General features: G+C 47.4%; 24 protein-coding genes and 3 tRNA genes. 10 read left to right on the top strand and 17 right to left on the bottom strand.

The genetic code is table 11. From position 1 onward, the window contains the following. Nucleotides 1-40: 40 nt before the first annotated feature. Together ABEB26_RS19405 and ABEB26_RS19400 are read left to right on the top strand one after the other, a co-directional pair. Nucleotides 41-1,147 (top strand): YihY/virulence factor BrkB family protein, encoded by a 1,107-nt coding sequence (locus ABEB26_RS19405; RefSeq protein WP_345723702.1) that lies wholly within the window; start codon nucleotides 41-43, stop codon nucleotides 1,145-1,147. Between the two features lie 19 nt (nucleotides 1,148-1,166). Beyond that, nucleotides 1,167-1,325 (top strand): hypothetical protein, encoded by a 159-nt coding sequence (locus ABEB26_RS19400; protein WP_345723701.1) that lies wholly within the window; start codon nucleotides 1,167-1,169, stop codon nucleotides 1,323-1,325. Between the two features lie 53 nt (nucleotides 1,326-1,378). Here the strand turns inward: ABEB26_RS19400 and ABEB26_RS19395 are convergent, their stop codons facing one another. The 6 genes from ABEB26_RS19395 to ABEB26_RS19370 form a co-directional block, all read right to left on the bottom strand. Then, on the bottom strand, nucleotides 1,379-2,467 hold the full coding sequence (locus ABEB26_RS19395) for an HNH endonuclease (protein ID WP_345723700.1): 1,089 nt from the start codon (nucleotides 2,465-2,467) through the stop codon (nucleotides 1,379-1,381). Between the two features lie 124 nt (nucleotides 2,468-2,591). After that, nucleotides 2,592-2,957 (bottom strand): hypothetical protein, encoded by a 366-nt coding sequence (locus ABEB26_RS19390; protein WP_345723699.1) that lies wholly within the window; start codon nucleotides 2,955-2,957, stop codon nucleotides 2,592-2,594. A 29-nt stretch (nucleotides 2,958-2,986) separates the two neighbouring features. Then, on the bottom strand, nucleotides 2,987-4,150 hold the full coding sequence (locus tag ABEB26_RS19385; RefSeq protein WP_345723698.1) for a leucine-rich repeat domain-containing protein: 1,164 nt from the start codon (nucleotides 4,148-4,150) through the stop codon (nucleotides 2,987-2,989). 12 nt (nucleotides 4,151-4,162) lie between these two features. Continuing rightward, nucleotides 4,163-5,482 carry an SDR family NAD(P)-dependent oxidoreductase gene (locus ABEB26_RS19380; RefSeq protein ID WP_345723697.1) on the bottom strand — a complete coding sequence of 440 codons (1,320 nt, stop codon included), beginning with the start codon at nucleotides 5,480-5,482 and terminating at the stop codon, nucleotides 4,163-4,165. Nucleotides 5,483-5,648: 166 nt separating this feature from the next. Beyond that, nucleotides 5,649-5,720 (bottom strand) — tRNA-Trp (locus ABEB26_RS19375). A 104-nt stretch (nucleotides 5,721-5,824) separates the two neighbouring features. Beyond that, nucleotides 5,825-5,896: transfer RNA gene (locus ABEB26_RS19370), tRNA-Arg, on the bottom strand. A 108-nt stretch (nucleotides 5,897-6,004) separates the two neighbouring features. On the opposite strand from ABEB26_RS19370, the gene ABEB26_RS19365 reads away from it, so the two are divergent. From ABEB26_RS19365 to ABEB26_RS19350, 4 genes are all read left to right on the top strand, one after another. Continuing rightward, nucleotides 6,005-6,481 (top strand): aminoacyl-tRNA deacylase, encoded by a 477-nt coding sequence (locus tag ABEB26_RS19365; RefSeq protein ID WP_345723696.1) that lies wholly within the window; start codon nucleotides 6,005-6,007, stop codon nucleotides 6,479-6,481. A 144-nt stretch (nucleotides 6,482-6,625) separates the two neighbouring features. Next, nucleotides 6,626-7,438, top strand: a complete 813-nt coding sequence (locus tag ABEB26_RS19360) for an exonuclease domain-containing protein (RefSeq protein WP_345723694.1) — start codon at nucleotides 6,626-6,628, stop codon at nucleotides 7,436-7,438. A gap of 90 nt (nucleotides 7,439-7,528) precedes the next feature. Then, nucleotides 7,529-8,206: a hypothetical protein gene (locus tag ABEB26_RS19355; RefSeq protein WP_345723693.1), complete on the top strand. Its 678-nt coding sequence runs from the start codon at nucleotides 7,529-7,531 to the stop codon at nucleotides 8,204-8,206. 46 nt (nucleotides 8,207-8,252) lie between these two features. Next, nucleotides 8,253-8,329, top strand: a tRNA-Glu gene (locus ABEB26_RS19350). 47 nt (nucleotides 8,330-8,376) lie between these two features. On the opposite strand, the gene ABEB26_RS19345 is transcribed toward ABEB26_RS19350, so the two are convergent. Beyond that, nucleotides 8,377-9,585, bottom strand: a complete 1,209-nt coding sequence (locus tag ABEB26_RS19345) for a metallophosphoesterase (RefSeq protein WP_345723692.1) — start codon at nucleotides 9,583-9,585, stop codon at nucleotides 8,377-8,379. 555 nt (nucleotides 9,586-10,140) lie between these two features. Between ABEB26_RS19345 and ABEB26_RS19340 the strand changes: the two genes are divergently transcribed. Beyond that, on the top strand, nucleotides 10,141-10,653 hold the full coding sequence (locus tag ABEB26_RS19340) for a hypothetical protein (protein WP_345723691.1): 513 nt from the start codon (nucleotides 10,141-10,143) through the stop codon (nucleotides 10,651-10,653). Here the strand turns inward: ABEB26_RS19340 and ABEB26_RS19335 are convergent. After that, nucleotides 10,650-11,675: a DUF8189 domain-containing protein gene (locus tag ABEB26_RS19335; RefSeq protein ID WP_345723690.1), complete on the bottom strand. Its 1,026-nt coding sequence runs from the start codon at nucleotides 11,673-11,675 to the stop codon at nucleotides 10,650-10,652. The genes ABEB26_RS19340 and ABEB26_RS19335 overlap by 4 nt on opposite strands. Nucleotides 11,676-11,793: 118 nt before the next feature. Here ABEB26_RS19335 and ABEB26_RS19330 point away from each other — a divergent pair, with 118 nt between their 5' ends. Then, a complete protein-coding gene (locus tag ABEB26_RS19330) occupies nucleotides 11,794-12,378 on the top strand; it encodes a TMEM175 family protein (RefSeq protein ID WP_345723689.1) in 585 nt (194 codons plus the stop codon). An 8-nt stretch (nucleotides 12,379-12,386) separates the two neighbouring features. Here ABEB26_RS19330 and ABEB26_RS19325 read toward each other — a convergent pair whose 3' ends face one another. The 3 genes from ABEB26_RS19325 to ABEB26_RS19315 form a co-directional block, all read right to left on the bottom strand. Continuing rightward, complete coding sequence (locus ABEB26_RS19325; protein ID WP_345723687.1) at nucleotides 12,387-12,626, bottom strand: hypothetical protein; 240 nt, start codon at nucleotides 12,624-12,626, stop codon at nucleotides 12,387-12,389. Between the two features lie 47 nt (nucleotides 12,627-12,673). Further along, complete coding sequence (locus tag ABEB26_RS19320; RefSeq protein WP_345723686.1) at nucleotides 12,674-13,567, bottom strand: SDR family oxidoreductase; 894 nt, start codon at nucleotides 13,565-13,567, stop codon at nucleotides 12,674-12,676. 88 nt (nucleotides 13,568-13,655) lie between these two features. Further along, the gene (locus tag ABEB26_RS19315) at nucleotides 13,656-14,081 is read right to left on the bottom strand and encodes an ester cyclase (protein WP_345723685.1); all 426 of its coding nucleotides are present in this window, start codon (nucleotides 14,079-14,081) and stop codon (nucleotides 13,656-13,658) included. Nucleotides 14,082-14,284: 203 nt separating this feature from the next. On the opposite strand from ABEB26_RS19315, the gene ABEB26_RS19310 reads away from it, so the two are divergent. Further along, nucleotides 14,285-15,286 carry an ABC transporter substrate-binding protein gene (locus ABEB26_RS19310; RefSeq protein WP_345723684.1) on the top strand — a complete coding sequence of 334 codons (1,002 nt, stop codon included), beginning with the start codon at nucleotides 14,285-14,287 and terminating at the stop codon, nucleotides 15,284-15,286. Nucleotides 15,287-15,355: 69 nt separating this feature from the next. On the opposite strand, the gene ABEB26_RS19305 is transcribed toward ABEB26_RS19310, so the two are convergent. The 3 genes from ABEB26_RS19305 to ABEB26_RS19295 all read right to left on the bottom strand — a co-directional run bounded on the left by ABEB26_RS19305 (nucleotide 15,356) and on the right by ABEB26_RS19295 (nucleotide 19,336). Beyond that, complete coding sequence (locus tag ABEB26_RS19305; RefSeq protein ID WP_345723683.1) at nucleotides 15,356-17,194, bottom strand: cache domain-containing protein; 1,839 nt, start codon at nucleotides 17,192-17,194, stop codon at nucleotides 15,356-15,358. Between the two features lie 144 nt (nucleotides 17,195-17,338). Further along, entirely contained in the window at nucleotides 17,339-18,691 is a 1,353-nt protein-coding gene (locus tag ABEB26_RS19300) for a hypothetical protein (protein WP_345723682.1), read from the bottom strand. 66 nt (nucleotides 18,692-18,757) lie between these two features. Next, complete coding sequence (locus tag ABEB26_RS19295) at nucleotides 18,758-19,336, bottom strand: cupin domain-containing protein (protein ID WP_345723681.1); 579 nt, start codon at nucleotides 19,334-19,336, stop codon at nucleotides 18,758-18,760. 339 nt (nucleotides 19,337-19,675) lie between these two features. Between ABEB26_RS19295 and ABEB26_RS19290 the strand changes: the two genes are divergently transcribed. After that, nucleotides 19,676-20,560 carry a GNAT family N-acetyltransferase gene (locus ABEB26_RS19290; RefSeq protein ID WP_345723680.1) on the top strand — a complete coding sequence of 295 codons (885 nt, stop codon included), beginning with the start codon at nucleotides 19,676-19,678 and terminating at the stop codon, nucleotides 20,558-20,560. Nucleotides 20,561-20,620: 60 nt separating this feature from the next. On the opposite strand, the gene ABEB26_RS19285 is transcribed toward ABEB26_RS19290, so the two are convergent. The 3 genes from ABEB26_RS19285 to ABEB26_RS19275 all read right to left on the bottom strand — a co-directional run bounded on the left by ABEB26_RS19285 (nucleotide 20,621) and on the right by ABEB26_RS19275 (nucleotide 24,272). Continuing rightward, nucleotides 20,621-21,994 carry a dipeptidase gene (locus ABEB26_RS19285; protein ID WP_345723679.1) on the bottom strand — a complete coding sequence of 458 codons (1,374 nt, stop codon included), beginning with the start codon at nucleotides 21,992-21,994 and terminating at the stop codon, nucleotides 20,621-20,623. A gap of 116 nt (nucleotides 21,995-22,110) precedes the next feature. Then, entirely contained in the window at nucleotides 22,111-22,971 is an 861-nt protein-coding gene (locus ABEB26_RS19280) for an RNA polymerase sigma-70 factor (RefSeq protein ID WP_345723678.1), read from the bottom strand. Continuing rightward, nucleotides 22,968-24,272 (bottom strand): phytoene desaturase family protein, encoded by a 1,305-nt coding sequence (locus tag ABEB26_RS19275; protein WP_345723677.1) that lies wholly within the window; start codon nucleotides 24,270-24,272, stop codon nucleotides 22,968-22,970. Before ABEB26_RS19275 ends, ABEB26_RS19280 begins: the two co-directional genes overlap by 4 nt. Nucleotides 24,273-24,279 lie beyond the last annotated feature (7 nt).

Below are 24,279 nucleotides of genomic sequence, written 5' to 3'. Positions count from 1 at the left end.
TCGTTCGGGCAATCGCCTAGAGCAAGATGAGGCGCAATTCATGAAAGAATGGGTAACCAAAACCGCTTGGCCGTTGACTCAACGCACCTTTAAAGCCTGGACAGTCGATGATTGTTCGCGCATGGCCGCATCGTTGGCCTATTATGCGGTATTTTCAATCTTCCCGTTGATTTTGCTGTTGCTTTCGATTTTGGGTTTTTGGCTGCGTTTACAAGGCGATACCAACACCAATGCTGAAGAAACCTTGGTTAACTCGTTGATGCAAGTCTTTCAAACCAGCCCGCAAGTTGGAGTTGATGATTCAGCGATTCGTACAGCCCTCACCGAAATTCTGAAAAGCCTCAGCCAACAAGCTGGCACCAATGCCCCGATTGCCTTGGCCACCACCTTTTTTGCCGCCAGCGGGATTTTCGTGCAAATTGATAAAGCCTTTGATGTGATTTGGGATATTCAACCGCAACAAGGCAATTTTTTGCACACCGTCAAAAGTACCTTGATCGAGCGCGGCAAGGCTTTTGCTTTGGTATTGGTGATTGGCTTATTGCTGATTAGCTCGTTGATTCTTTCCTCAGTTTTGCAAGCCTTGGAAAATCTCTCTAAAAGCTTCGATTTGCCTGGAGTTGGGGTTGGCTGGCAAATTTTCACCTTTGCCACGGCCTTTGCAATTAATGTATTGGTGTTCTTTTTATTATTTTTTGCCATGCCCAAGCCCAAAATGCGCTGGCGCGATGTCTTGCCTGGGGCGATTCTGACCGCTGCACTGTGGGAAATTGGCAAAATTGTGCTTTCGCTGTTCCTTGGCGGCAATAAATATACCGCTTCAACCACCGTGGCCGCCTTTATCGCGCTTTTGGCTTGGATCTATTATGCCAGCCAGATTATCTTTTTCGGAGCCGAGTTTTGTCGGGTTTATACCGATTGGAATAGCACCAAACGCGCTAAGCAAGCGCCTGCGGTGGCCTTGCCAACCCCGCCCGATTTACCAACCACAGCCTTGCCGCCAGCCTTGGCTACGGCGCAGCAAAAAGCCAGCTATGCCGTCGGCGGCACAGCCTTGGGCGTGGTTTTAGGGGTAGTGATGAGTATTGTTGGTACGCTAGTTGCGATTATCCAATTTATTCAAACCTTGCGTAAAGGCAAAGCCTAGCGCTATTGAGGATGTGAATATGAGCGACCCGACTGAGCAGCCAACGCCAATAGAGCCACCAGCGCCAGAACCAAAGCCAATCGGCGATCCGCCGCCAGATCCAACGACCGATGACCCGCCACCAATTGGCGACCCGCCGAGCCAGCCCCAGCCACCAATCGGCGACCCACCTAATTGATATAAATAAAAGGATGATGATAGATGATAATGAGGATTTATAAATCTTCGTTATCATCTATCATCATCCTTTTCTATAAAGTTATGTATATAGCGAATTTTTGGAGTCCTATTGATAGTTGCTGTTGGCATCCCTATAAAATAAGGACGTAAATCTACTATATGTTGCTCTTTTTCTTCATCATAATCAACACTTCGTATTATTCCATATACGATATATATCGATCTTTGTTTCATTCTCATAGCAGATGTATTAGAAATTATATAGTTATTATCTAATATCCAATTAAATACATATTTTCTTCTAGAAAAATGTAATAATGTGCAATTACCTTCTAATGATCTGCCATATAAACCTCCGACATAATAGCACATATAGTTAGTTTTATTATATATTTCTTTGTTTATTATATCGTCAAGATTTACGATACTGGGCGAAAAATAAGATATAATATGTTTAAATATATTTGAATAATGATTAATTAAATCCCCGGATTCTATATGATTAATTGTTATTTCTCTATTTTTATATATATATTCTCCATTTTCATTAATAATTTTGTCATCAATTAAATATTTACTTATTTGAATATTATTTGTTTGATTGAATAGTTTATATGCTAATTCGTCAATTCTTTTAATGTTAATGTAATCAGCGTCATAAATATCGAGATTCATCGAGGACTTATCAACTTTGTTTTTCTCAACAGCTAATTCCCATTCATATTTACTTTTTCTGATTTGATCTGAGGTTAATTTCATAGTTAGACTATATTGATGGGTTGAATGAGCGATATCATGACATGAAGGACAAAGTACTGCAAGATTATCATATGTATTATCTTGAGATTTTGAATACTCTATAATATGATGTATAATATAGTTTTTATTTTTATATCCTTGACAGCAACAACATATATATGAGTTTCTATTTAATAATTGATATATTGTATTTTCATCTATCTTTTTTCTTACTACAGCAATTTTTATAAATCTAGCGATGTTTTCGCTAATATTAAAATTAGTGATTAATTTTTTAATACTAGTTTTTCTAATAGTTGATATACGTAATTTTTTTGAAAGTAAATCTTCGGCTATATCACTACTTATTCCATATTGTAGATAAATATCAATATTTGACATATGTTGACCTCCTTGTCATATAATTTTTAGAATATAAATTGTGTCTAAATTTAGTAAGCAGTTTTTGACATATAGGCCTTATATGTTCCATCTTTACTCCTTTCGCGTTCCTTCGTGGATCATTTTATGGCTTTGGCTCGCGCCAGCGAGGCTTTAGCTTTGCATCTGCGCCATAAACAAACGGCCCAGGCGAATGATTGACATAAGCAGGTGGAACGTAATAACCTTGACTAGGATCGAAATTGGCTGGCATGTCTGGTGGTGGCGGCAATTCGTACATGCCAGGTCGCCGCATGACAATCCGAATTACTCCTACCAACAGCAAAAAGCCTGTTAGGTTGAACCAAAATAGAAAAGCATCAAGCTCTTTGGTTGAAAGCGCAATAATTAAGGTGGTGATCAAGAGGAAACTTGCGCCAAGCCCACCTATCAGTAACATTGCATTGATGCCTTGTTTGGATGGCTTGAGTGGTGATTTTGATCTGAACATGGTTTCTCCTCAATCGAATATATTCGCGATTATTTGATCGTTGTGCGATACACACTTTTGATTCGCGCAATATCGGCGTGCTGCTGAATTGACTGGCCGGATTGCTGGCGGTTGCGCTCTAAATAGTGTGAAATCAACGGTTCTTGCAAGTGATTAATCGCCAAATCAACTAAACGATAATTATACTCCAAGCCTTGGGCAAGGCTGGTCTGTCCAACCTTGCTAATCCCATTGCGGGTCAGATTAAGTTGGCGCATGCTGGTATTGCTAGGTAAAAGTTGGCTAATTAGTTGTGCGCCGCGATCACCAAGTTGGTTGGCTTGCGCTCCCAAGACCTTGGTTGAAGGAGCATAGCCCAGCTTAAATTGCTCAAGCCGTGGATGGGCAAAGGCCACTTCAAGTAAAGTTGCGCCACCTTCAAGGCCAATCCCGTTGCTGGAAAGCTCCAAAACGCGCAAAGTTTGATTGGCGGCTAATCCTTCGGCCAAAGTTTGTGCCCCGCGATTACCAAGTTGATTGACGCTCAAATACAATTCGCTCAGCTTGGGATTATGCCGAAGCAACTCGACAAGCAGTTCGGCGGCTTCTGGCTCAAGTTGATTGCCGCTGAGATAAATTCGTTCTAGGCTGCGGTTGGTGCGAATCAAGGCCTGCATAATCAATCCAAATCCATCCATGCCCAAATCGGTATTGACCAGATCGAGCGTGCGTAGATGCTGGTTGTGCTCAAGCAGGTTGGCGATCGCTTGTGCGCCTGCCAGGCCCAGCGGGTTACGCTTGAGCCAGAGACCATGCACATGGCGATTATTGCGTAGGCTTTGGCTTAATGCTTCAACGCCGCTGGCCTCAATTGCATTGCAGCCAAGATAGACAATTTTCAGTTCTGGGGTTTGCTCAATCAACTCAGCAACGGCCTTGGCTCCAGCATTGCCGATGCCATTTGTGCCCAGTAACAAGCTATTGATGGTGGTATTTTGAGCAAGGGCTTGGGCTACCAGTTGGCAGCCCTCAATCCCAAGTTGTTGTTTACATAAATCTAGGCGGCCATCGGGCAGCACTGTGCCACGCGGAAAGGTCGTAGCGCTGGTTACTGGCTGATTGTTGCTTAAATAGTCAAGCAATGGTTGTAGAACGGCCTGACTATCAAGCCGCTGAAGTGGCTGTTGAATTGGGCACAGCATTGGCTCGCTCATTGTGGCTCTCCCTTACCATGGATATGGTGCGTAATCTTTCAAAAAATGGCCAAACAATGGCTCGTCAGCGTGGTTAATCCCCTGGACAATTGGATCATAGATCCGCGCCATACCATCAATGGCATCGAGTGGCGGATAAAACCCTTGGGTTTGTTGTAACATCTGCTGCTTGGCATAAGGATTCTCATCGGTAATCCAGCCCGTATCAACGCTATTCATAAAAATGTCAGTTTGAGCGTAATCTTGGGCTGATGTACGGGTCAGCATATTCAGCGCCGCTTTGGCCATGTTGGTATGCGGATGCCGTGCAGTTTTGCTCGCTCGCTGAAATTGGCCTTCCATTGCTGAAACATTAATGATAAAGCGCCGTGCGAATGACGAACGTAGCAACAAGGGTTTTAGCTGGCTATTGAGCATAAATGGCGCAACCGCATTGATTAACTGAACCTCAAGCAACTCACGGGTATCAATTTGATCAAGCAGCAACGACCAACTATTGTGCTCGCGATAATCCAATGGCAAACCATCATAATCATGGTGAGTATGGTCGATCACATGCTGGCCTGCGCCCAGCAAGGCGTAATTTGATCCATGCTTGAGCCAATCCAAATGTTGTTGTTGATCATGTACCAACAAGGCTTGATCGTCATTGCTGGCTTGATATTCGGCTTCAACTAATGGCCGATAAAATTCGTAAGGCCGTTTAATTGTTTGAGCAGCATTGTTAATCAAGATGTCGATGCTTGGTTCAGTGGCATGCAAATGGGCAATAAATTGCTCGACTGCTGGCAGCATGCGCAAATCTAAGCCATAAATTTGCACGCGATCAAGCCATTCGTGGCTATCTAGCTCAGCTTTGAGGCGTTTAGCACAATCGTGAGCAAAGCGTGTGGTAACAATCACCCGTGCTCGATCGCGTAATAAACGTAACACCAATTGATAGCCAATTTTAATCCGGCCACCAGTCACCACCGCCACTCGCCCACTCAATTCGGCGCGTTGCTGGCGTTTACGATAATTTAGCTCAGCACAAGCAGGGCACAAGGCATGGTAAAAAAAGTGTAAGCTGGTATACGATTGTTTGCAAATGTAACAATGATTGGCTTGTTGCAGTTCGCTGGTTGGAGTACTTGGCAGTAACGGCGGCGAATTTTGGCCACGTTTCTGTTGCAGTAGAAGGCTTTGTTCTCTCAACTGTTGATCGTGGGCGACGATTTGTTGGCGTTTGCGATCGGATTTGGCTTTGCGGCCTTGTTTATAAATTTTGGCAACTAAGGATTTAAAGCGATCATGCTGATCGATTTGGGTAGGATCATCAGCAATCTGTTGCAAAATCGTCAGACAAAGCTCGATCTGTTCGGCTGAGAATTGTATACATGGACTCCTTTCGTGGGTAAACAAGCTAACATTTAGCCAAGCTAGGTACTGGATAGGCTTGCACTATCATCCCCACCGTGACAGGGTGATGCTTTTCATTAAGCGACAGCGCTAGCTTGGGTGAAATAGGTGGGGTTCGAACCCACATCCCCGAAGTTGGAGGTCAGTACTCTTCCAATTGAGCTACTATTTCACATTCTGCAATGATCCCAAAGCCACAAACCGGGCGGGTTTGCACCGCTATCTTTCCCGTCGCATGGGAATGCTTTTCATTAAGCGACGGTTTATGGTTTGGTTTGAAATAGGTGGGCCTCGAACCCACATCTTCGAATTAGAAGTCCGTCACTCTTCCAATTGAGCTACTATTTCAATGCTGATTATAACGCTAATTTTCCGCAGGGCATGCATCTTTAGGCGGGTTTAATCTACCTAATCAAGCGCTATAATGCTCTAAATCAACCCAAATGGAGGCCAATCATGGGAACTCGAACGCGAGCGACTGACGTGATGTGTCGCGTGACTAGCGATTTTGAATTGTTGAGTTTTGAGGCAACTGAATTTACTGCCGAGGAAGCCGCCGAAAAGCTCAATCTACCGCTCAATATGTTGTTTAAAACGTTATTGACCAAAGGCGAGAAAAAAGGCTATGTTTTGGCGGTTGTGCCAAGTGATCATCGCCTAAGCCTCAAGAAATTGGCCGATGCACTTGGCGATAAACGGGTTGAGATGGCTCCAATCGAGGAATTAACCCGCTTGACTGGCTATCTCAAAGGTGGGGTTTCGCCCTTAGGTACGCGCCGCGCAATGCCAGTTGTACTCGATTTTAGTGCCTTTCAGCATTCACGCATTAGCTTGAGTGCTGGTCAACGTGGCTTACAAATGTTGGTAGCCCCAAGCCATTTACAACAAGCGGCCAAAGCCCTCGTTGCCGATATTAGTGACAACGATAGCTAAAACAGCTATTAACAATGACAAATATTGACACATAGGCGTGTTAGACTGACAATCAGTAACGATAAACCTTGCAAACTCTTTGCAGGTATTGTCGAGCGATGTTGTTAAATGTTTCCCACGCTGGGAACTAGAAATGAAGCACGCATGTATACTCTCCTTGATCGTCCGTTGCACACCATTCCGTTTGTGTTGTTCGATATGGAAAGCACTGGCTTAGATGTTCAAATTGGGCATCGCATTTGTGAAATGGCGGCAATGCGCATTCAAGGTCGCGAGATTATTGATCGCTGTGAGTTTTTGGTAAATCCACAACGCGAAATTGATCCCGCTGCGTTTGCGGTAAACGGTATTAGTGCCGAAATGGTTGCCAATGCACCATCTTTTGGCGAAGTTTGGCCCAAAGTCAATAAATTATTTCACGAAGCGGTTTTAGTTGCTCATAACGCCTATTTTGATATTGGGTTTTTGACCAGCGAATTAGGTCGGATTAATGTATCGCCACTTGAAACACCAGTTATTGATACGTTGGCGTTGGCGCGGCGCTACATCACTGCCCGCCGCTACAATTTGACCTCGCTAGCAACCAATTTAGGCGAAAAAGCGCCCTCGCATCGTGCCATGAGCGATGTTGTGGCTTTGCGACCAGTTTTTGAGCATTTGCTGGATATTTTGTATCGCAAAGGTGTGCATACCTTGGCCGATTTGCTGCGAGCGCAGCGCGGCTTGTTGCCTGGCGACGAAGAAAGCCCCTTGATTCAAGAAATTTCGACGGCAATGACCAGCCGCCAAGCGTTGATGATCTCCTATCGCACTGCTGGCGGCGATCCGGTTGAGCGACGTGTGCTGCCGATGGGCTTGACAGTCGAGGGTAAACGCCACATTTTGCATGCCTACTGCTACTTGCGCAATGCTCAACGCATGTTTGCGCTCGACCGACTATCGATTGTCGAATTGTAACAAGTTGTTCTTGGTTGCCCGACTGTCAACAAACTAGCTTGGCTTGACCTTTATTGCTAGGGTGTTGACAGTTTGCAATTAGGAGGAACAATGAGCAGCAAGCAATTGACGTTAGTGATGGTCAACGAATCGCCGACTTTTGGCTCGATGATGGTCTATACCCAAAGTCCTGATCTTGGTGATTTGGCGGCCTATCGCTTTATCAACCAGCCAGTTCATCCTACAACCCAAGCAAGCTTTAGTTGGAACGATCAGGCCTATGGATTTACTTGGGTCCAAAATGTGGCTCCAGTTGATAACATTGGCATCACGACTAACTTGATTCAGCTGTGGCCTGCCGATGAGAGCCAAAACAACCAAGTGACCCTGACCCAAATCGACGATGCCTATACCTTCAAAGACCAAACTAAAGCTGAGATAGCAGGCTCGTTGGTGATTGTGCAAGATAGCACGGTCGGATCAAATGCGGTGCAAATAGGCGTGAGTTTTGCTGGTAGCCCAGTTTTTGTAGTTGCTTCCGAACCAAACGTGACCGCAACGTTTACCCCAAAGATTGATTATTGGATCGTGTTTGGCTATACAGTGGTTGAGAACGACATCATTATCAACACAACGACCAAGCCTCAACAGCTGGTTTTTCCATCAGGCTACGATACCATTACCGCCGTGCTGGATGCTGATTATCACTGGCAAATTAGCCCAAGCGCAGCGGTCGGTGGCAACCAAAATCAAGCCAGCGCCGAAACGCTGGAAATTGCCGCAAGCTAACGATTTGACAAAAACTGGCTGCTGGATATAATACACAACGTTGCACGGCGCATTCGTCTAGCGGCCTAGGACGTCACCCTTTCAAGGTGAAGATCACGGGTTCGAATCCCGTATGCGTCACCAAGACACTCGGTTTTGCCGAGTGTCTTTTTGTTTAAGCTCGTTTAAGTTTACCCAACGATTGAGGCAGTTTGGCTGGGTTGCAAAGTAATCACGGTGACTTCGGGCTTCGTGCCAAGCCGGAAGGGAATGCCCCAGTAATTTGTACCTGGATTGATGTAGAGTAGCGATTGCTCAAGCTGATAGTGACCCATGGCATGCTCCAAAAAGGCCGAGGCCATGCTCCAGCCAAGTTTGGGGATGGCAAATTGGCCGTAGTGGGTATGGCCGCTCAGGGTCAGTGGCACATTACGTTGGGCCAAGGCTGGCCAGAGCGCTGGGTTATGAGCTAAAACCACATGAAACTCGTTGGCTGGAACATCAGCTAAGGTTTTCGGGATATCGGGGGCCACGACTTCGCGACCTTGGGCCACATAGGTTCCAGCGGGATCGCCAGTGCCTGCTAGCCACCAACGCACGCCACGATAGTTAAAAGCTGTCGCTTGATTGACCAAAACTTTGATGCCCATAGCTTCTAAGCCAGATCGCACTCCATCCCAACCAGCATAGACATCGTGATTGCCAGCGATGGCGACAACGCCTAGAGGGGCGGAGAGTTGGCCAAAGGCTGCGGCAAATGGTTCAACGTCATCAACATAATCATCAACTTGATCGCCAGTCATTACAATCAGGTCAGGCTTGGCGGCTTCGATTGCGGCGACCACGTTACGCAAGTGGCGGCGTGAAGTATGTGGTCCGACGTGAGTATCTGAGATTTGCACAATTTTCAAGCCAGCTAATTCGTTGGGCAATTGGGGCAAATTGGCGGTCAATTCGCGCACGGCTAGGCGGCGTGAGCCAAAATAGGCCAAACCAATGCCTGTTAAATAGAGCAAACCAATGCCACCAGCCAAGCCACGCCCCAGCAAGCCACTGCTATGGAAGGGCAAGCCGATAATCAAACCAACCAAGCCACCGATTGCCATCAATGGCAATAGCAATTGGCTATACCAAAATGGTCGAAAGCCCCATAAGCGTAGATGCGCCGATGGCGCAACTGGCCCGCCAAACGAACGTGCCACAAAGAGCAAGGGAATGTAACTCAAGAGCGTCAAGCCAAGGATGCTCAGCCAGCCACCAGGTACGACACTGTAAAACACACTGCCAATAATTAGCCAGCACAGTGCCATCCAAGCCATAATGATGCTGGCAATTTTGCGTCGATTGAGCCGTTGTGATGGGCGAGCTTTCGGCAAGCTATCTGCCTCGGATGCAGCCATAGATATTCCTCTCGGTGATTGATTGCAGATCGTGGTGTGCCGATAAACAAGCACCTAAATAGTGTACTACGAGTTAGTAGTTTGCTAAGCTTTTTTTTGTAAACATCTATTGCAGCGGCGCTAAGCAATATTTAATTGCTACTTGACAAATTAAACTAGTTTTGCTATATTCATGTCAAACCTTCTCCTCTCTCTTCTCTCCCACAAGCGGCTCCATTTTGCGAGCCGTTTGTGGTTTTAGTCGTTTTTGGCATTATTGCTTCCTCAATTGTCCTACCCCCAAGGTTGAGGGCTTGAATCTTTAATCAGCGGTTTGGTAGTAATCCTTTTGGTAAGGCTGACCTAAGACAATAGGTCGTATCAGTAACCTAAATAGGTCTAGTACTTGGGGCAATTCTGGATCAAATATCACCCCTATGGGTTAGCATCCAAGGATTAACCGTTTAGCGAATAGGTGGTACTGAGATTCTGAGGCTAGAGCCATGTCCATTGCCGCATGTTCATGGCTATTCACGCGACCTCCTCAACCATGACACAACATAAGGGAGTAGAACGATGATTCTTGCACTTGATATTTCAGCCGCAAATTTGGGTATGGTTGTTTTCGAACGCGCTACCGCCCGAGTTATTGAACATGCCCACCTTGACCTTGATGCCCGCCGTTGTACCCCCAAGCAACGCATTATCCTCGCAGCCCAATCATGCCAACAATGGTTGCGCGATTATCCAAAATTGGTTGAATGTGTGATTAATGCGCCATTGCCTAAAACCCAGCCCGCTGATCTGATTGCCTGTCAACGGATTGTGGGAGCCTTGATTGGCTTGATTTATGGGACGGGCCTACCAGTTACGGAAATTTCGTTGGCTACGGCGAAACGCCAATTGATCGGCCATCAATATACCGATCGCGCTAGCCTCATGCTGGCGGCTGCAATGTATTTTGATGCAGACTACAGCGAATATGAAGCTAGCGCTCTGGCCTTGATTGTCGGCTACAATCAAGAATTATTCAAACGCAACAAGCAACAGGTTGCTGATATGCGCCATTTTGCCTTACTCAAAGCCTAGTTGGGTTTTATTGCCATTGGCAGGAAGATTTGGATGTCTTGTGGGCGACCATTGTCGATCCAACTTGACCAAACGCTCGTTGAGTCGGTCAGGAATGTTCGATAAAGCCTACCATCGAGCGCATTCGTGATGATTACCGTTCCCAAGCTTGAATAATGGGCTACTGCAACCCCCTTACCACTTGAGGGTGGGGTTGCTAGCGGCATAAATGTGCTCCAGCCTGATTCCCAGGTTCGATACCAAACGTCCCCCATGGTATCGGTAAACGCACAGGTTATTTTGCTGCCAGCTTGGTCATGACAATTCACTTGTTCGAATGGGCTGCCACTTGGCACGCCATCATCGACCCATGCACTCCAAACACCACTTTCGTAATAGCGACGATAGGCATGACCATCGTTGCCGATAGCAAACAGCAGAATACTATCAGCGTTGTAATTACTTGAAGCTAGGCCTTTAAATGGATGCCCATTGGTGAAGGCTCCAAGATCGCTCCACGTTGACCAACCACTGCCACTCCAAGTTTTTTGCCAAAGGTGGTTATCGCTAGCGCGAACAAAACAGCTAATGTTGTTGGCCGAGGCCGAGGTACAGCTCAATTCGTAAATATCCCACGAACTTGGCCCGCCTAAGCTGATCCAATCACTCCAAGTTGTGCCATTCCAGGTGCGTTGGTACAGATTGAAAAAATTACCATCCTTGCCACTCACAAAAATATCAATCGTTGTGTTATCACGGGCAACCGCCGAAACCCCACCACCTGTATCGATTGTGAAATCGGGAAAGCCTAAACCAACCCAATTGCCCCAACCAAGGCTACTTTGCCATGAATGTTGCCAAACTTGTTTATCATCGCCAACCACAAAGCAATCGATTCGATCAGTCGTAGGCGTGGCACAACTAATCGATCCTCTGGTAGCAATATCCAAAGCTTGCGGGCTGGCTCTGCTTGGGGTAATAGGCTGAACAAGCAATAAACCAACCAGCACGATTGCAATCAACGACCATTTCTTCAAACGCATGATGTTCCTCCGTAACCGCTGTCAACTTGTATAGTGGTAAGCCTAGTCGATTGGGGGTTGACACAATATGACAAAAATTGTCAAATAGCTGTAATTCCAGCAAGATTCAGGAGTGGTGATGAAAACACAGCGGTTAGAGGCGTTTAGTGATGGTGTACTCGCAATTATTTTGACGATTATGGTATTGGAGTTGAAGATTCCTCATGGCGATACTTGGGCTGATATACAACCGTTAGTGCCAGTGTTGCTATCGTACATTTTGAGTTTTGTCTATATTGGGATCTATTGGAACAATCATCATCATATGCTGCATGTGACTAAACAGGCCAATGGGGCAATGCTATGGGCTAATTTACACTTGTTGTTTTGGCTCTCGTTGGTGCCATTCACCACTGGCTGGATGGGTGAAAACCACTTTGCGGCTATTCCTACCGCCGCCTATGGGATTGTGATGTTGGGGGCGGCGCTGGCGTATTGGATTTTGCAACGCACGATTATTCGCAGCCAAGGCGCAAATTCTTCACTGGCAAAATTGATCGGGCGTGATCTTAAAGGCAAACTCTCGCCCTTGCTCTATATTTTAGCAATTGGCTGTGCCTTTATTCATCCAGCCTTAGCGGGCTTTTTCTATGTGGCAGTAGCAATTATTTGGCTCTTACCTGATCGCCGAATTGAGTTGCATCTCTCTGAGATTGAGGATTGAAAATAAGCTTAGAACACAATCCGATCATCATGAACATTAATATAGCCATCAGAATAATGGGTCAGCACCAAACACCGAATTGTTTGCTGATCGGCGATGCTAATTTGGTGGCCTTGGGTTTGTTGCGCAAGTAAAAATTCGAGCAAAATCAGCCCACGCCGCAATACTTCGTTGGGCGTGCAATGAAAGCGTTGCGCCAGTTGTTCGGCGAGGGCCAGTGTTGGTTCGGCCATTTGGATTGTAGGCATGGGCTGATTCCTTGAATTGTAGCCTCTCTCGACTCTCAACGAGTAGACTAGCTAGCAGTTTGGCTACGCAACAACAATGGCTCCATCTGCATCAAGCCGATCAGGCCTGCTTGCAATGGCTCAAGCTGTTGGTTGAGTTCATTCAGGCCTTGCGAACCACCGCCCATGCTATATTTGCGTGGGCGTTGCTCGCTGGGCAAGGCCAAAATTTCATTGATTTTATTGCCCACATCAACTGGATTATCAGCATACTCTAACCCAGCCACAATCCCTGAGCTGATGCCTTGAGCAAATTGTCCAGCCAAACCATAGGCGGCATTCAGGCTTTGGTCGGCAGCAACCTGAATATTAGTACCAAATTTGGTAGCATAGCCACCTAACTGTAAAATTACGCTATCAATGCCTAGCGAGGTCAATTCGTAATGCATACTTTGGGCCATAATTTCTTCGGCGGCTTTGCTGGCTCCATAGGCGGCCAAAAATGGCACAACAATTTGAGTACTGGTACTGGAGATGGTGATCAGCAGGCCTGCTTGCTGTTGACGCATTAATGGCAAAACAGCTTTGGTAACCCGCAACGCTCCAAACACATTGATATCAAACAATTGCTGAACTTGCTCGATGCTACAGGCCTCGGTTAATCCCGCCAATCCAGCACCAGCGTTGTTGATCAAACAATCGAGGCGGCCTGCTTTGGCTTGAATTGTGGCAATTGCCTGATCCACTGAGGCTTGATTGACTACATCAAGCTCGATTGGTTCGATGTTTAATCCATGCTGGCTAGCAAAATCGCGTAATTCTTGGGCAGCTTGGGCATTTTTGCCAGCAATCCCGCGCATTGAGGCGAATACGGTGTGGCCATGCTGGGCCAAAGTTTCGACGATTGCCCGACCTAAGCCGCTGCTGCTCCCAGTTACCAAAATTGTTTGAGCGTGTGCCATGGAAATCCTTTCTACTCAACACAAACTAGCTATATAGCTTAATTATATGGTGTAGTAGAGAGGGCCAGCAAGCTTGAAAATCTGACACTTAGTTGGGTTTGGCCCAGATTGGGGTTGGCAATAATTTAAGTTGTTGGAGTAGGCCTAGCTGATCAAGGTTGAAGATAGCTTCAACAATTTTGCCTTCTACAAAACGATGAATCAAGATTAACATAACGCTGGCTTGGCGCTGGGTTGGGGCAAATTCCCAGAGCTGACCTGTATGAGTACCATTAAAGAGCACCAAATTAACTACGCCGTCAGCCTCAGCAATTTGGTCAATTAAGCTTAGGTTTAAACCGCTAAATACGCTGTGTACTTCGTTGACATGCCGTTCAACACCTTTAAATCCATTATAGCCCAGCGGTTTTTGCACGTATTGCGGGTGAAAAATCAGCTCGATCTGCTCAAATTGGGCTTGGTTATAGATTTGATGAACCACAATTGCCGATAATTGTTTGTGTTGCTCGATCATGATAAACATCCTTTTGGTATGAAATTAAACCTTTGGTGTTTTATACGCCTAGCGCTTGGCTAGGACTTATAGACCTTGACAAGGACTTTGGTCGAGCTAATAATGACATTTACACAGCCCGTATCTAGATTATATTCTGCTTAGTGCTTTTTTGTTCATGGAGGTTGCCCATGGTTAAGCTTCTGTCTCGCCGAGGAGTTAGGATGCGCCGGTTAAGCTATCTCAGTGTGCTCATGCTGGTGCTACTTGCTGCTTGTAGCACGAGCCAAGCAACCCCCACACCTGCACCCAAGGATTCGGTCAAGCTTCAGTTGAACTGGGTTTTTGATTATTCGTCGTCGGGCTTTTTTGCTGCTGAAAAGAATGGCCGCTTTGGTGAGCAGAACTTGAATGTTGAGTTGATTGCAGGCGGTTTTGATGCCAACGGCTATATCGATGGTACTGAAAAAGTCAGCAGCGGAGCTGCTGATTTTGGGGTGGCCAGTGCCGATAGTGTGATTCAAGCTCGCGCCAATGGTAAGCCCGTGGTTGGAATTGCCGTGCTAACCCAAAATAGCCCATTGGCGATTCTTTCGCTGCCTGGCGCTAATATTCGTACGCCCCAAGATTTGGTTGGCAAGAAAGTGCTGGTCTCGGAAGGCGGGGCAACCCAGCTTTACAATACCTTGTTGACCGCCCAAGGCATTGATTTGGAGAGCGCCAAGCCTTTACCCCGCTTTGATTCAGGCATCGATCAGTTGATTGATGGCGAGATTGATGCGTTGGTGGCCTGGAATATCAACGAAGCAATTGAACTAAGTGAGCGAGGCTATCCACCTTCGATTATGTTGATGAGTGATTACGGCATCAATAGCTATGAATTGGTTCTGATTACTACCGAAAAAATGGCAACTGAAAATCCCGATTTGGTCACTCGGTTTCTCAAGGCTACCTTCAAAGGTTGGAATGATGTCATTGCTAACCCAAGCCAAGCGGTTGATTATGTGGTGACCTACGATGTTAAGCTCAATCGTGATGCCCAACTACGCCGCTTAACCGAAATGCTGAAGTTGATTAAGCCTGCGAATACCAAAATTGGCGATATGCGACCCGATCTTTGGTCGTTTACCCACCAAATGTTACAAACTCAGGGCGCACTCAAAGAGCCAATTGAATTGGGTCGGGCCTATTCAACCCTCTTCTTAGATGTCATTCCTGACCGCTAGACCAGCATCCAACCAAAACCCCCGATCCATTTGGGTGGATCGGGGGTTTTCTTATGAAGTTCACTGGTTCTAGGCTTGATTTAATGTTGCGCGGACGGCTGCTTGCAGATTGGCCATGGTTGTAACTGAATCAAGGTTGATGCCGCTCTGAATCAAATCTTGGGCAAAATCAGCACTTACCCCAACCAGCATTGCTTTTGAACCAAGCAAGCGTAAGGCATCAAGACTGCGCACAAAGGTCGCTGAATCTTCCAACACCTCAAGGCCCGTCACATCCAAAATTACGGTATGAATTCGTAGGCGCTCGGCAGTGCGTAACATAGCTTGTTGCAATTGCTCGATTCGCTCGGTATTCAGGCTGCCTGTAATTGGCACAACCACCACGCCTTGCGCCACCGGAATAATTGGTGCGGTCAGTTTGGCCACTGTGCTATTGGCATGTTTAAGTTGATCAAGGGTTTGTTGCAGCGATTCGCGCTCTTGTTCTAGCTCGTGGGTACGTTGCTGCACAGTTTGCTCAAGATTTTGATTGACTTGTTGGAGACTTTGTTGAGCTGACTGAACTTTGCTGGCCATTTGATTGAAGGCGCGAGCCAAAAATCCTAGCTCATCGTTGCTTTGCTCGGGCAACTGCACAAACTGATTCGATTCGGCTAAGGCTTGGGTATTTTGCACTAGCGCCACGATTGGCCGACTCAGCCGATTGCTGATCAACCAAGTCGCTAGCAGGGTGATAATTGTTAATGCTGCTAAAAACCACAGTAGTTTGCCCACAATCCGGCCTGAGCTGGTTTCGATTGTGGCGGTAACTGCTTGAGCTTCGCTGGTGATCTCGGTTTTAGGCGCAATCACCACAATATGCCAATTGATCGAGGTCAGCGCAGCATTGGCTACCACTAAATCTTGGTTGTTCGCTTGGAGCGTTTGAATGCCGCTTTGGTTATTCTGCATCCGTTCAAGCACACTGGCTAATGCTGGTGCAGTGGTAGGGTTCATCTGGAGTTCGAGGGTTTGGCTTGGGCTAAGGGTTTGCGAGCTAGGAATATTCAAAAATGTTTGGAGCGCAATTTGGGGCGCGGCAATCACATCGCCCTGTTGATCGAGCACAAAAGCATAGCTACTTGGGGTGGGTTTAATCGTTTCAAGTTGTTTCAAAAATTCATTGAGTGTAATGTCAATGCCGATAAAGCCACGAAATTGATCACCTTGGTAAATTGGCGAGCTAACGGTTGTTAATAAGCCTTTGCCCAATTCATCCGAGTAAATATCTGTCCAAACCGTTTGGCGTTCAGGGTTACGAGTTGGAGCTACAATCGTATAAAAATTTTCGTTGGGCACATCGAAATCAGGTGGCACAATATCTTGCAAATTCGAAACTGGATAATAGCGGGTCAGGCCTTCGTTGCTAACATAATAAATTGCTAGGGCATCGCCCAAATTGGCCAAAACCCCAGGGAAAATTGCATCAAGAATTTGCGAATCGCGTAGGTTTTGGCGCAATAACGCAGTATCGGGAGTATTGGCAAAAATCACTAAATCGCTCTTGCGGTTGGGGTTGGCATCAAAACGATTGTTGGTAGTGCCAGTCGTAAGTTGACTCAATGGGTCAGTTAAGCTCAGACTCGGAATTTGATCGAGGCTATTAAACAAGCTTACCAGATGGCGAGTAGTGCTGGCGACTTGCTCAAGGTTAGCATTAAGCAGCTTGGCCTCAACTTGGGTGAGATCAAACAAAGCCACCTGACCTTGATTTTGCAAGCCATGTTGACTGGCGGTGGTTACATCGGTGCGGGTTTGGGCAAACCCACGTAATAGCCCAACCACCACTAGCAAAATTGTTGCAAATAGTAGTAATGCACTGGCGAAGGTGATTTTTGTGCTGATACGCGAAAGGATTGGTATATGCATAATCACACATTCCCTTAAAACAACGCCAACAAATCGCTATGGAAATAGTCTTTGAGATTTCCATATCATCATAGAGCTAATGCTCACTGTCAATAGTCAAAATTGATGGTCAGAGGTCAGGGACTAGGGATCAGTGATCGGATTTTAACCCAGTGGCGCAGAGTGTGCGCTAGGCTGTTGGTTTATGGCTATCGAAACATTATGCTGCGATTGTTGACGAATGGCGTAGCCCAAACAGGCCAGACAACATGGCAGCACCAACCATGATTCCCAAGCGAAGGTCGTGGTTTGCAGTGTATTGAGTGGCATCCCTTGGGCTTGAGCTGTCAGGATGAGGGCAACCCAACGTGAGCCAATCAGGCCTAGCATTGCTGTACTGAGGCCAATTTTGCCCCATAGTTTGAGCCAATGCCAAGCCAAACTGAGCACAATTAATTCGATAAACGAGAACGACCAACCCACAGGTCGCCCCCAATACAACAAGAGCAAGCTTAAGCCATAGAGCATCGGAAAACCAAGATTTTTGTGCCAAACCAACCAACCGATCAGCCCCAAAACTACTAACCATAAGCCAATTGCCAAGATTTGAGCACTATTGGCGTTGATGCCAAGGTTGATCAAGCCTTGTAAAGGTGTGCGGTTCCACATGCTCATTGGGCTTTGCTCAGCTGCTGGAAAGTTAAACCATTGATATTCTAAGGTATGGGTTAAATAGCTGAAGGTTTCGTCGCGTAGCGCCCGATCCCAGCGCCAAATTTCAAGCCCAATCAACCCTAAAGCTAAACCAGCGATACTCGCAATCCGTTTGAGCAAGGCGTGACGAGCGGTCTGATCGGCAAGGCTACAATAGGCCAGCAGCGCTAGCGCTCCAAAAAACATTCCATAAAATGGTTTGATCAACAGCATTAATGCAATAATCAGTGCGGTGGCTATGCGCGAGTGATAGAGCGCCCAATAACCGCCAACCAAACTCCCAAGTAAGAGCAGAAACTCAATATTGCCCGCTACAATGCCGATCAAACATTCCATGCTCAACATAACCCAAATCGTCCAACCACTGCTTTGTTTGGTTAGATAGAGCCAAAATGCCACAAATATGAGCGTTGCAATGCTCAGAATTGCCGCCATCCCGAGGCTGCTAATCTGTAAACTGGTTACGATAGCGGCCAACGTCGGCGGGTACAAATATGGCCCAACGATTTGCCCAACTTGATCATATTCGGCTTTGACGGCAAGCTTGGCGGCGAGATCAGGCGCGTTGAGCATGCGCTGCTCCCACTGATGCACGCTGCGCCACATTGCCTGAGCCTCAGCAATTGCAGGATAGGGGCTAACCTGTTGTTGCATCTGTTCAGCAGCCAAAGCATAGCTTTGAAAATCGACGGTTTGGATTCCGCGCTGGCCATTTTGTTGAACGATGCTATAGCCAAATCCAACCCAAGCCCCAAAGATTAGCCAGCCGACAATCGTCCCCAGCATTCGCCACGAAAAGCGCATAAACAACCTTCCTCAAAATTAAAAGCCTAGCAATGCAGTCACACACTTGCTCCATCGCCACGAGATTTAAGCAGGGTAGACCCCGCGATACCCTAGCAATTCGGCTAGCCGACCAAGTGTTGCAGACAATACTTTCTGCACCGCAATCGGCATGCGAGTATCATAGCCGCCATAACGACCTAAAGTTCGAGCAGTAGCGGCGAGTTGCAAGGGATTTTTGGGTAATCCTTCGGCATTGACCTTGCCTTGGCGAGCTAAATCGGCGACAGTAGCGAATACCCCTAATACATCTTGGACGGCGGCGGGGTTGGCTTGATCAAACAGATTGCGTTGGCGATAAACCATCGGCTGATCGCCAGCATTCCATGGGTGAATATGGGCTTGGTTTGGCTTAACTTGGAATGACTCGCCTGCTTTGAGCATTTGTTGTTTGCCATCGAGGCTGTAGTGAGCGATGCCGCTCATAATTTCGAAGGTCTCTGTCCAGGTTAAATGGCGATGTTCAGCGATATCAGGTTTGGTGTTGGGTTGGCAGGTTACCTCAAGCAGCCAACCCATCCCCTGGGTTTCTTGATCACTTTCGAGTACAACAGTTTGCGATTGGGTTAGCGGATTATGAATCGTAACGCCTTGACGAATCAGCATAAACAGCGCTCCTAGTTAAACTCGCGACCACAATTGCTGGATTAGTTTACGATGAGAGGTGCTATGCTCAATGGTCACCAATGAATCCAAATATGTCTTATTCTGATCGAGAAACTGGTGAATGTGGCTGGCAAACCTATGTTTACACCGTTCATCCTAGTCTTTTCAGACGTATTGACAATGCTCCGCATGTTGATGTAGGATCGTTAGGCGAATATATATTCGTATTAATTGAATTCCGACCACCATCATTGGGGACGGCCATCTAGTAGACCTTCAAGGTCTATTGATGCCGTCCCTTTTGTTGTTGCTTGGGATTAACCTTGGAAGGAGTATTGTATGGATGTGGTGCTACAACCATTGACCTTGGCCATGGCTCAATCGCTTAGCTCAAATGCTTCTTATGATGATCCATCTGCTTTAACAATGGCCTATGCACGTGCCGCGATTATTCCGAATACTCAGATCCGCGCCATTGTCGATCATGAAACTGGCAATAGTGTTGGCCTGCTTGTTTCAGGCTGCTCGATCGATGATGGCCGCTGGTGGTTGTATGATCTCATGATTGATTCGCGTTATGTCCGGCGTGGCTATGGACGGGCTGCAATTGCTTCATTGGTAGCAGAGCTTGAATGCTATCCATCGGTGGACTATCTCTACGCTGCTTATCCATCGAATCTTGTTGTCCAGGCGTTTTTAGTTGCCCTTGGATGGTTGCTGATCCCGACCGATGTAGCCGAGGAGCCAACGGTTGGATTATCAATTTCACCACGGATTTATCCTGATAGTACGATTCAACTTCAGCTGATTACGCTTGCCAATGCGCGTGCCTGTTTAGCATTAACCGTCGCTCCCCATCAAACGCGATTTGTTGCCAATACAGCAGCCTCGCTTGTCCAATCTATGTTTGAGCCTCACTGGATCACCCAAGGCATATATGCTGATGATATGATGGTTGGGTTTGTGATGTATGGTCATGATCCCGAATATGGTTGGGGGATTCTCCGCCTGTTAGTGGATGTCCGATTCCAAGGGCGTGGCTATGGGCGGCAAGCGATTGATCAGGTGATCTTAGCGATTCGGGCGGCTGGTGGCAGGTCGATTGGGGTTAGTTATGAAGCTGAGAATGAGGTTGCACAGCGTTTGTATCAGGCATGTGGTTTTGTTGAAACAACTGAACAGCCATTTGGCGAGCCATTTGCAGTTTTAACCTTACATAACTAAGAAGTTAATCGCTATAGGTAGTGGCGCAGAGGGATTACGTTCCCTCTGCGCTTGTCTAGCTTATTGCTGCCCCATCCGGGTGTAGAAATGGATGGCGGTGGCAACGCCACGGAAGAAGGCATCAACGAACAGATATTCGTTGGGTGCATGGCCGTTATCACCTGTGCCAAAGCCCAAGGTTGCCAAGGCAATGCCCAATTCGCGCTGAAACATGCCCATAATTGGCACGGAACCACCTTGACGATAGAGCATGGCGGGTTTGCCCCAAGTCGCTTCAAAGGCGGCTTGCAGAGCTTCGATGACTGGCCCATCGTAGAGCAAATTGACTGGATAACTGGTTGGGCCTTTGGTGACGCTCACATCGGCGGTAGGGCTGGCGAAGCTTTGGACAAACTGGCAAAATGCTTCGAGAATACCATGAGGATCTTGGTTGGCTACCAAGCGCATTGTGACTTTGAAGCCTGCTTCAGCCGGAATAATTGTTTTGCTGCCTGCACCTTGGTAGCCACCCCAAATGCCATTGACATCGCAGGTTGGCAAGGCGGTGGTACGAGTAACCAGCGAACCAAGCTGATCAGCCCAAAATGTCTCGCGGCCACTTTCGTTTTTCAACATCTCGAAAAAATCTGGTTCTTGCGCATCCATGAGTGCTTGCTCTTTGGCCGAAGGTATTTGCACATCGGCGTAAAAGCCAGGAATTTGGATGCGTCCGGTTTGGTCGTGCAGCGCGGCGATAATGTTACCAACCACATGAATGGGGTTTTGAACTGCCCCACCGGTTAAGCCTGAATGTAGATCATGGCTTGGCCCAGTTACTTTAACTTCGGCTCCGATGATTCCTCGCGCAGTATAGAACATGAGCGGTTGGTCGGGCAGCGAGCCACCATCACAAATTAACATCAAATCTGCGGCGAGCAAATCTTTATAATCGCGCACAAATGGCTCCATCGCAGGCGAGCCAGTTTCTTCTTCGCCCTCGAAGATTACTTTAATATTGACCGGAAGTGTGCCAGTAGTTGCCAGCAGCGCTTCAAAGGCGATCAAATTGGCAAATGCGCCACATTTATCGTCAATCGAGCCACGGGCATACAATTTGCCATCGCGCAGCACTGGCTCGAACGGCGGGGTTTCCCACAATTCTAGCGGCTCGACTGGCTGAACATCATAATGGGCATATACCAAGATCGTTGGGGCTGCCGCGCCAGCCTTGAGCCACTCGCCATAGACGACAGGATGGCCGCTGGTAGTGATCGCTTGGCAATTGGCGAACCCAATTCGTTGGAGATCACCAACCAACCAATCAGCACAGCGTTGGACATCGGCAGCATAGGCGGGGTCGGTACTCACTGAAGGAATGCGCAGCAGTTCACTAAATCGAGCCAACAGATCGTCGTGGCGATCGTTGACCCATGCCAAGGCAGCATCAACCGTCATCTGATAGACCTCACACTGAGGAGCACAACGAGATGTGCTCCAAATCGATCCCTTGATTCAGTATAGGCTAAGCATGGCGATTCAACAAATTGTGACTGCTGTCGTCAGTGCTCAGATTAGCCCAACGATTGAGTCAGATGCTGCAATTTTTGCGGGTTGAGCATAATATAAATCCCAGCAATCTGTTGATCGAGCATATCTAAAATCAATGTGCCACTAGCCTGCCCATCAACCAGCGCCACAAACCCAGCTTGTCCATTGATCAAGCGTGGTTCAAACACACTATTGGCTGGCAATTTGGGCAATACACCCAGCAAGAAACGGCCAACTGCGGCTGGCCCATAAATTGGGTTCCGTGCTGCTTGCACCACGCCGCCGCCATCACTGCGCAACACCACATCCTCGGTAAGCAGGCTCATCAAGCCATTTAAATTGCCAGTTGCACAACTTTGTAAAAATTGTTCGCTCAGCCGTTGTTGTATGCTTGGCTCAACCTTGAAGCGTGGACGTGCTTGGGCCACATGTTCGGCGGCCCGATGACCAAGTTGACGGCAGGCGGCTGGGGTTTTGCCCACAATCTCGGCAATTTCGCTATATTCGTAGCCAAAAACTTTGTGCAGTAAAAAAACTGCACGTTCAGCCGGCGAAAGGCGTTCGAGCAGCACTAAAAATGCAGTTGATAATGATTCGAGTTGTTCAACGTTGCTGTTAGGTGCGGCGATAATTAATGGCTCTGGCAGCCATTCGCCGATGTATTGCTCACGTTGATGTCGCGCCGTATTAAGCTGATCAAGGCACCAACGCGTTGCCACGGTTGCCAGCCAAGCCCGTGGGTTTTCAACCTGCTCGGCATGGTTTTGCCAGCGCAAAAAGGTCTCTTGCAAACAATCTTCGGCATCCATCACGCTGCCAAGCATGCGATAGGCAATACCAAATAAATAGCCGCGATAGCTTTCGAATAGCTCAACCTGGTTCATGCCAAGGCTCCTACGCTGCGCATCTGGCTTTGGGGTGCTGGTTGCAGCAGCTGTTTGGCTGCGGTGTAGCCACTAGCAAAACTGGCATCGGCCAATTGGCCCTCGGCTCCAACCCAATCGCCCGCCAAATAAACCTTCGGGCAATCATCTAAAACCACGGGTGTGCGTCCAACCAAACCGCCAAATTGAACTTGGGGTGTATCATAACTAACAGTGATCGACGGCAAAAATTGGCTAGTAACCAGTTGATCACGCCAGCCAGCTTGGTAATGATCCAGCAATTGTTCTAATTCGGCACGGGTTTGTTTGGGATCATAGGTTTGGCGCGGGTCGAGATATTTCATGACATGAATTAATGCTTGGCCTTGAGTTGCAAGTTTGGCATAGCTAGAGTGAGCAACCGCATAGTATGGTTGATCAACGCCCAGCAAGAAGCGCCGCTCTGGTTGGGGCAAGTGCCGTAAGCCAACATCCCAACAAGCGGCAGTAATTGGCAACAATCGTTGGTAATGGCGCTGAAAGTGCTGGCTTGTGCCAATTAATTCATTGGCTGCCTGCGGCGTAACTGCTAAAACCACGGCTTCGGCTTGCATAGTTGTGCCATCAGCTAGTTGAATCGTCACCCCAGCATGGCTTGGCTGGATTGCCTGAACCCGTTGGCTGGTGCATAATTCAACCCCTGCTTGACGCGCTTTGTTGATCAACGACTCAACGATCACTTGCCAGCCATGATCAACATACAACACTCCGGCCAAGCCAGTTTTGATATTCTCAAGGGTGGCGGCGGCGCTTTGCAAGTCGTTGGCTGCGCCATAGGTGGTCAAACGCCCAAACATTGCCAACAATTGGCGGACGTGTGGCTCATCGGCTTGCTGCTCGATCCATTGGGCAAAGCTACGATCGGCATAATTGGCTGGGTTGATAAACGGAATTTTGGCAAAGCTGCGCAAAAATTGCCATTTGGCCCGCCGATTAAGCAAGGGGGTGGTCAGTGCCGCTTTAATCGATTTAGTTGGATAAAGCCGTTGTTCAGCCCATAATACATCGGGTGCAATCGGCTTCGAGCCAGCTGGCAACAGATTCAATTCGCGCAGTACTCGTGCTCCAGCACCCTTCAAATATAAAGCATGTGGGCCAAAATTGATCTCAAAGCCATGTTCGCGATTGGTTCGAGCACGACCGCCTAAGTGCTTAGCCCGCTCCAACAAGATTACCTGCTTGCCAGCCCGCGCCAGATAATTTGCCGCCGTCAGGCCTGCCAAACCACCGCCAATCACTACCACAGGTTTTTGCGTATGCATCGTTAAC

The sequence above is a fragment of the Herpetosiphon gulosus genome (assembly GCF_039545135.1).
Lineage (GTDB): Bacteria > Chloroflexota > Chloroflexia > Chloroflexales > Herpetosiphonaceae > Herpetosiphon > Herpetosiphon gulosus.
This window is presented reverse-complemented; position numbering and strand designations above follow the sequence as displayed.

Excerpts from the sequence above, each read along its gene's own strand:
- ABEB26_RS19405 (WP_345723702.1), top strand. The coding sequence starts at position 41 with ATGAAAGAATGGGTAACCAAAACCGCTTGGCCGTTGACTCAACGCACC.
- ABEB26_RS19400 (WP_345723701.1), top strand. The coding sequence starts at position 1,167 with ATGAGCGACCCGACTGAGCAGCCAACGCCAATAGAGCCACCAGCGCCA.
- ABEB26_RS19395 (WP_345723700.1), bottom strand. The coding sequence starts at position 2,467 with ATGTCAAATATTGATATTTATCTACAATATGGAATAAGTAGTGATATA.
- ABEB26_RS19390 (WP_345723699.1), bottom strand. The coding sequence starts at position 2,957 with ATGTTCAGATCAAAATCACCACTCAAGCCATCCAAACAAGGCATCAAT.
- ABEB26_RS19385 (WP_345723698.1), bottom strand. The coding sequence starts at position 4,150 with ATGAGCGAGCCAATGCTGTGCCCAATTCAACAGCCACTTCAGCGGCTT.
- ABEB26_RS19365 (WP_345723696.1), top strand. The coding sequence starts at position 6,005 with ATGGGAACTCGAACGCGAGCGACTGACGTGATGTGTCGCGTGACTAGC.
- ABEB26_RS19360 (WP_345723694.1), top strand. The coding sequence starts at position 6,626 with ATGTATACTCTCCTTGATCGTCCGTTGCACACCATTCCGTTTGTGTTG.
- ABEB26_RS19355 (WP_345723693.1), top strand. The coding sequence starts at position 7,529 with ATGAGCAGCAAGCAATTGACGTTAGTGATGGTCAACGAATCGCCGACT.
- ABEB26_RS19345 (WP_345723692.1), bottom strand. The coding sequence starts at position 9,585 with ATGGCTGCATCCGAGGCAGATAGCTTGCCGAAAGCTCGCCCATCACAA.
- ABEB26_RS19340 (WP_345723691.1), top strand. The coding sequence starts at position 10,141 with ATGATTCTTGCACTTGATATTTCAGCCGCAAATTTGGGTATGGTTGTT.
- ABEB26_RS19335 (WP_345723690.1), bottom strand. The coding sequence starts at position 11,675 with ATGCGTTTGAAGAAATGGTCGTTGATTGCAATCGTGCTGGTTGGTTTA.
- ABEB26_RS19330 (WP_345723689.1), top strand. The coding sequence starts at position 11,794 with ATGAAAACACAGCGGTTAGAGGCGTTTAGTGATGGTGTACTCGCAATT.
- ABEB26_RS19325 (WP_345723687.1), bottom strand. The coding sequence starts at position 12,626 with ATGCCTACAATCCAAATGGCCGAACCAACACTGGCCCTCGCCGAACAA.
- ABEB26_RS19320 (WP_345723686.1), bottom strand. The coding sequence starts at position 13,567 with ATGGCACACGCTCAAACAATTTTGGTAACTGGGAGCAGCAGCGGCTTA.
- ABEB26_RS19315 (WP_345723685.1), bottom strand. The coding sequence starts at position 14,081 with ATGATCGAGCAACACAAACAATTATCGGCAATTGTGGTTCATCAAATC.
- ABEB26_RS19310 (WP_345723684.1), top strand. The coding sequence starts at position 14,285 with ATGCGCCGGTTAAGCTATCTCAGTGTGCTCATGCTGGTGCTACTTGCT.
- ABEB26_RS19305 (WP_345723683.1), bottom strand. The coding sequence starts at position 17,194 with ATGCATATACCAATCCTTTCGCGTATCAGCACAAAAATCACCTTCGCC.
- ABEB26_RS19300 (WP_345723682.1), bottom strand. The coding sequence starts at position 18,691 with ATGCGCTTTTCGTGGCGAATGCTGGGGACGATTGTCGGCTGGCTAATC.
- ABEB26_RS19295 (WP_345723681.1), bottom strand. The coding sequence starts at position 19,336 with ATGCTGATTCGTCAAGGCGTTACGATTCATAATCCGCTAACCCAATCG.
- ABEB26_RS19290 (WP_345723680.1), top strand. The coding sequence starts at position 19,676 with ATGGATGTGGTGCTACAACCATTGACCTTGGCCATGGCTCAATCGCTT.
- ABEB26_RS19285 (WP_345723679.1), bottom strand. The coding sequence starts at position 21,994 with ATGACGGTTGATGCTGCCTTGGCATGGGTCAACGATCGCCACGACGAT.
- ABEB26_RS19280 (WP_345723678.1), bottom strand. The coding sequence starts at position 22,971 with ATGAACCAGGTTGAGCTATTCGAAAGCTATCGCGGCTATTTATTTGGT.
- ABEB26_RS19275 (WP_345723677.1), bottom strand. The coding sequence starts at position 24,272 with ATGCATACGCAAAAACCTGTGGTAGTGATTGGCGGTGGTTTGGCAGGC.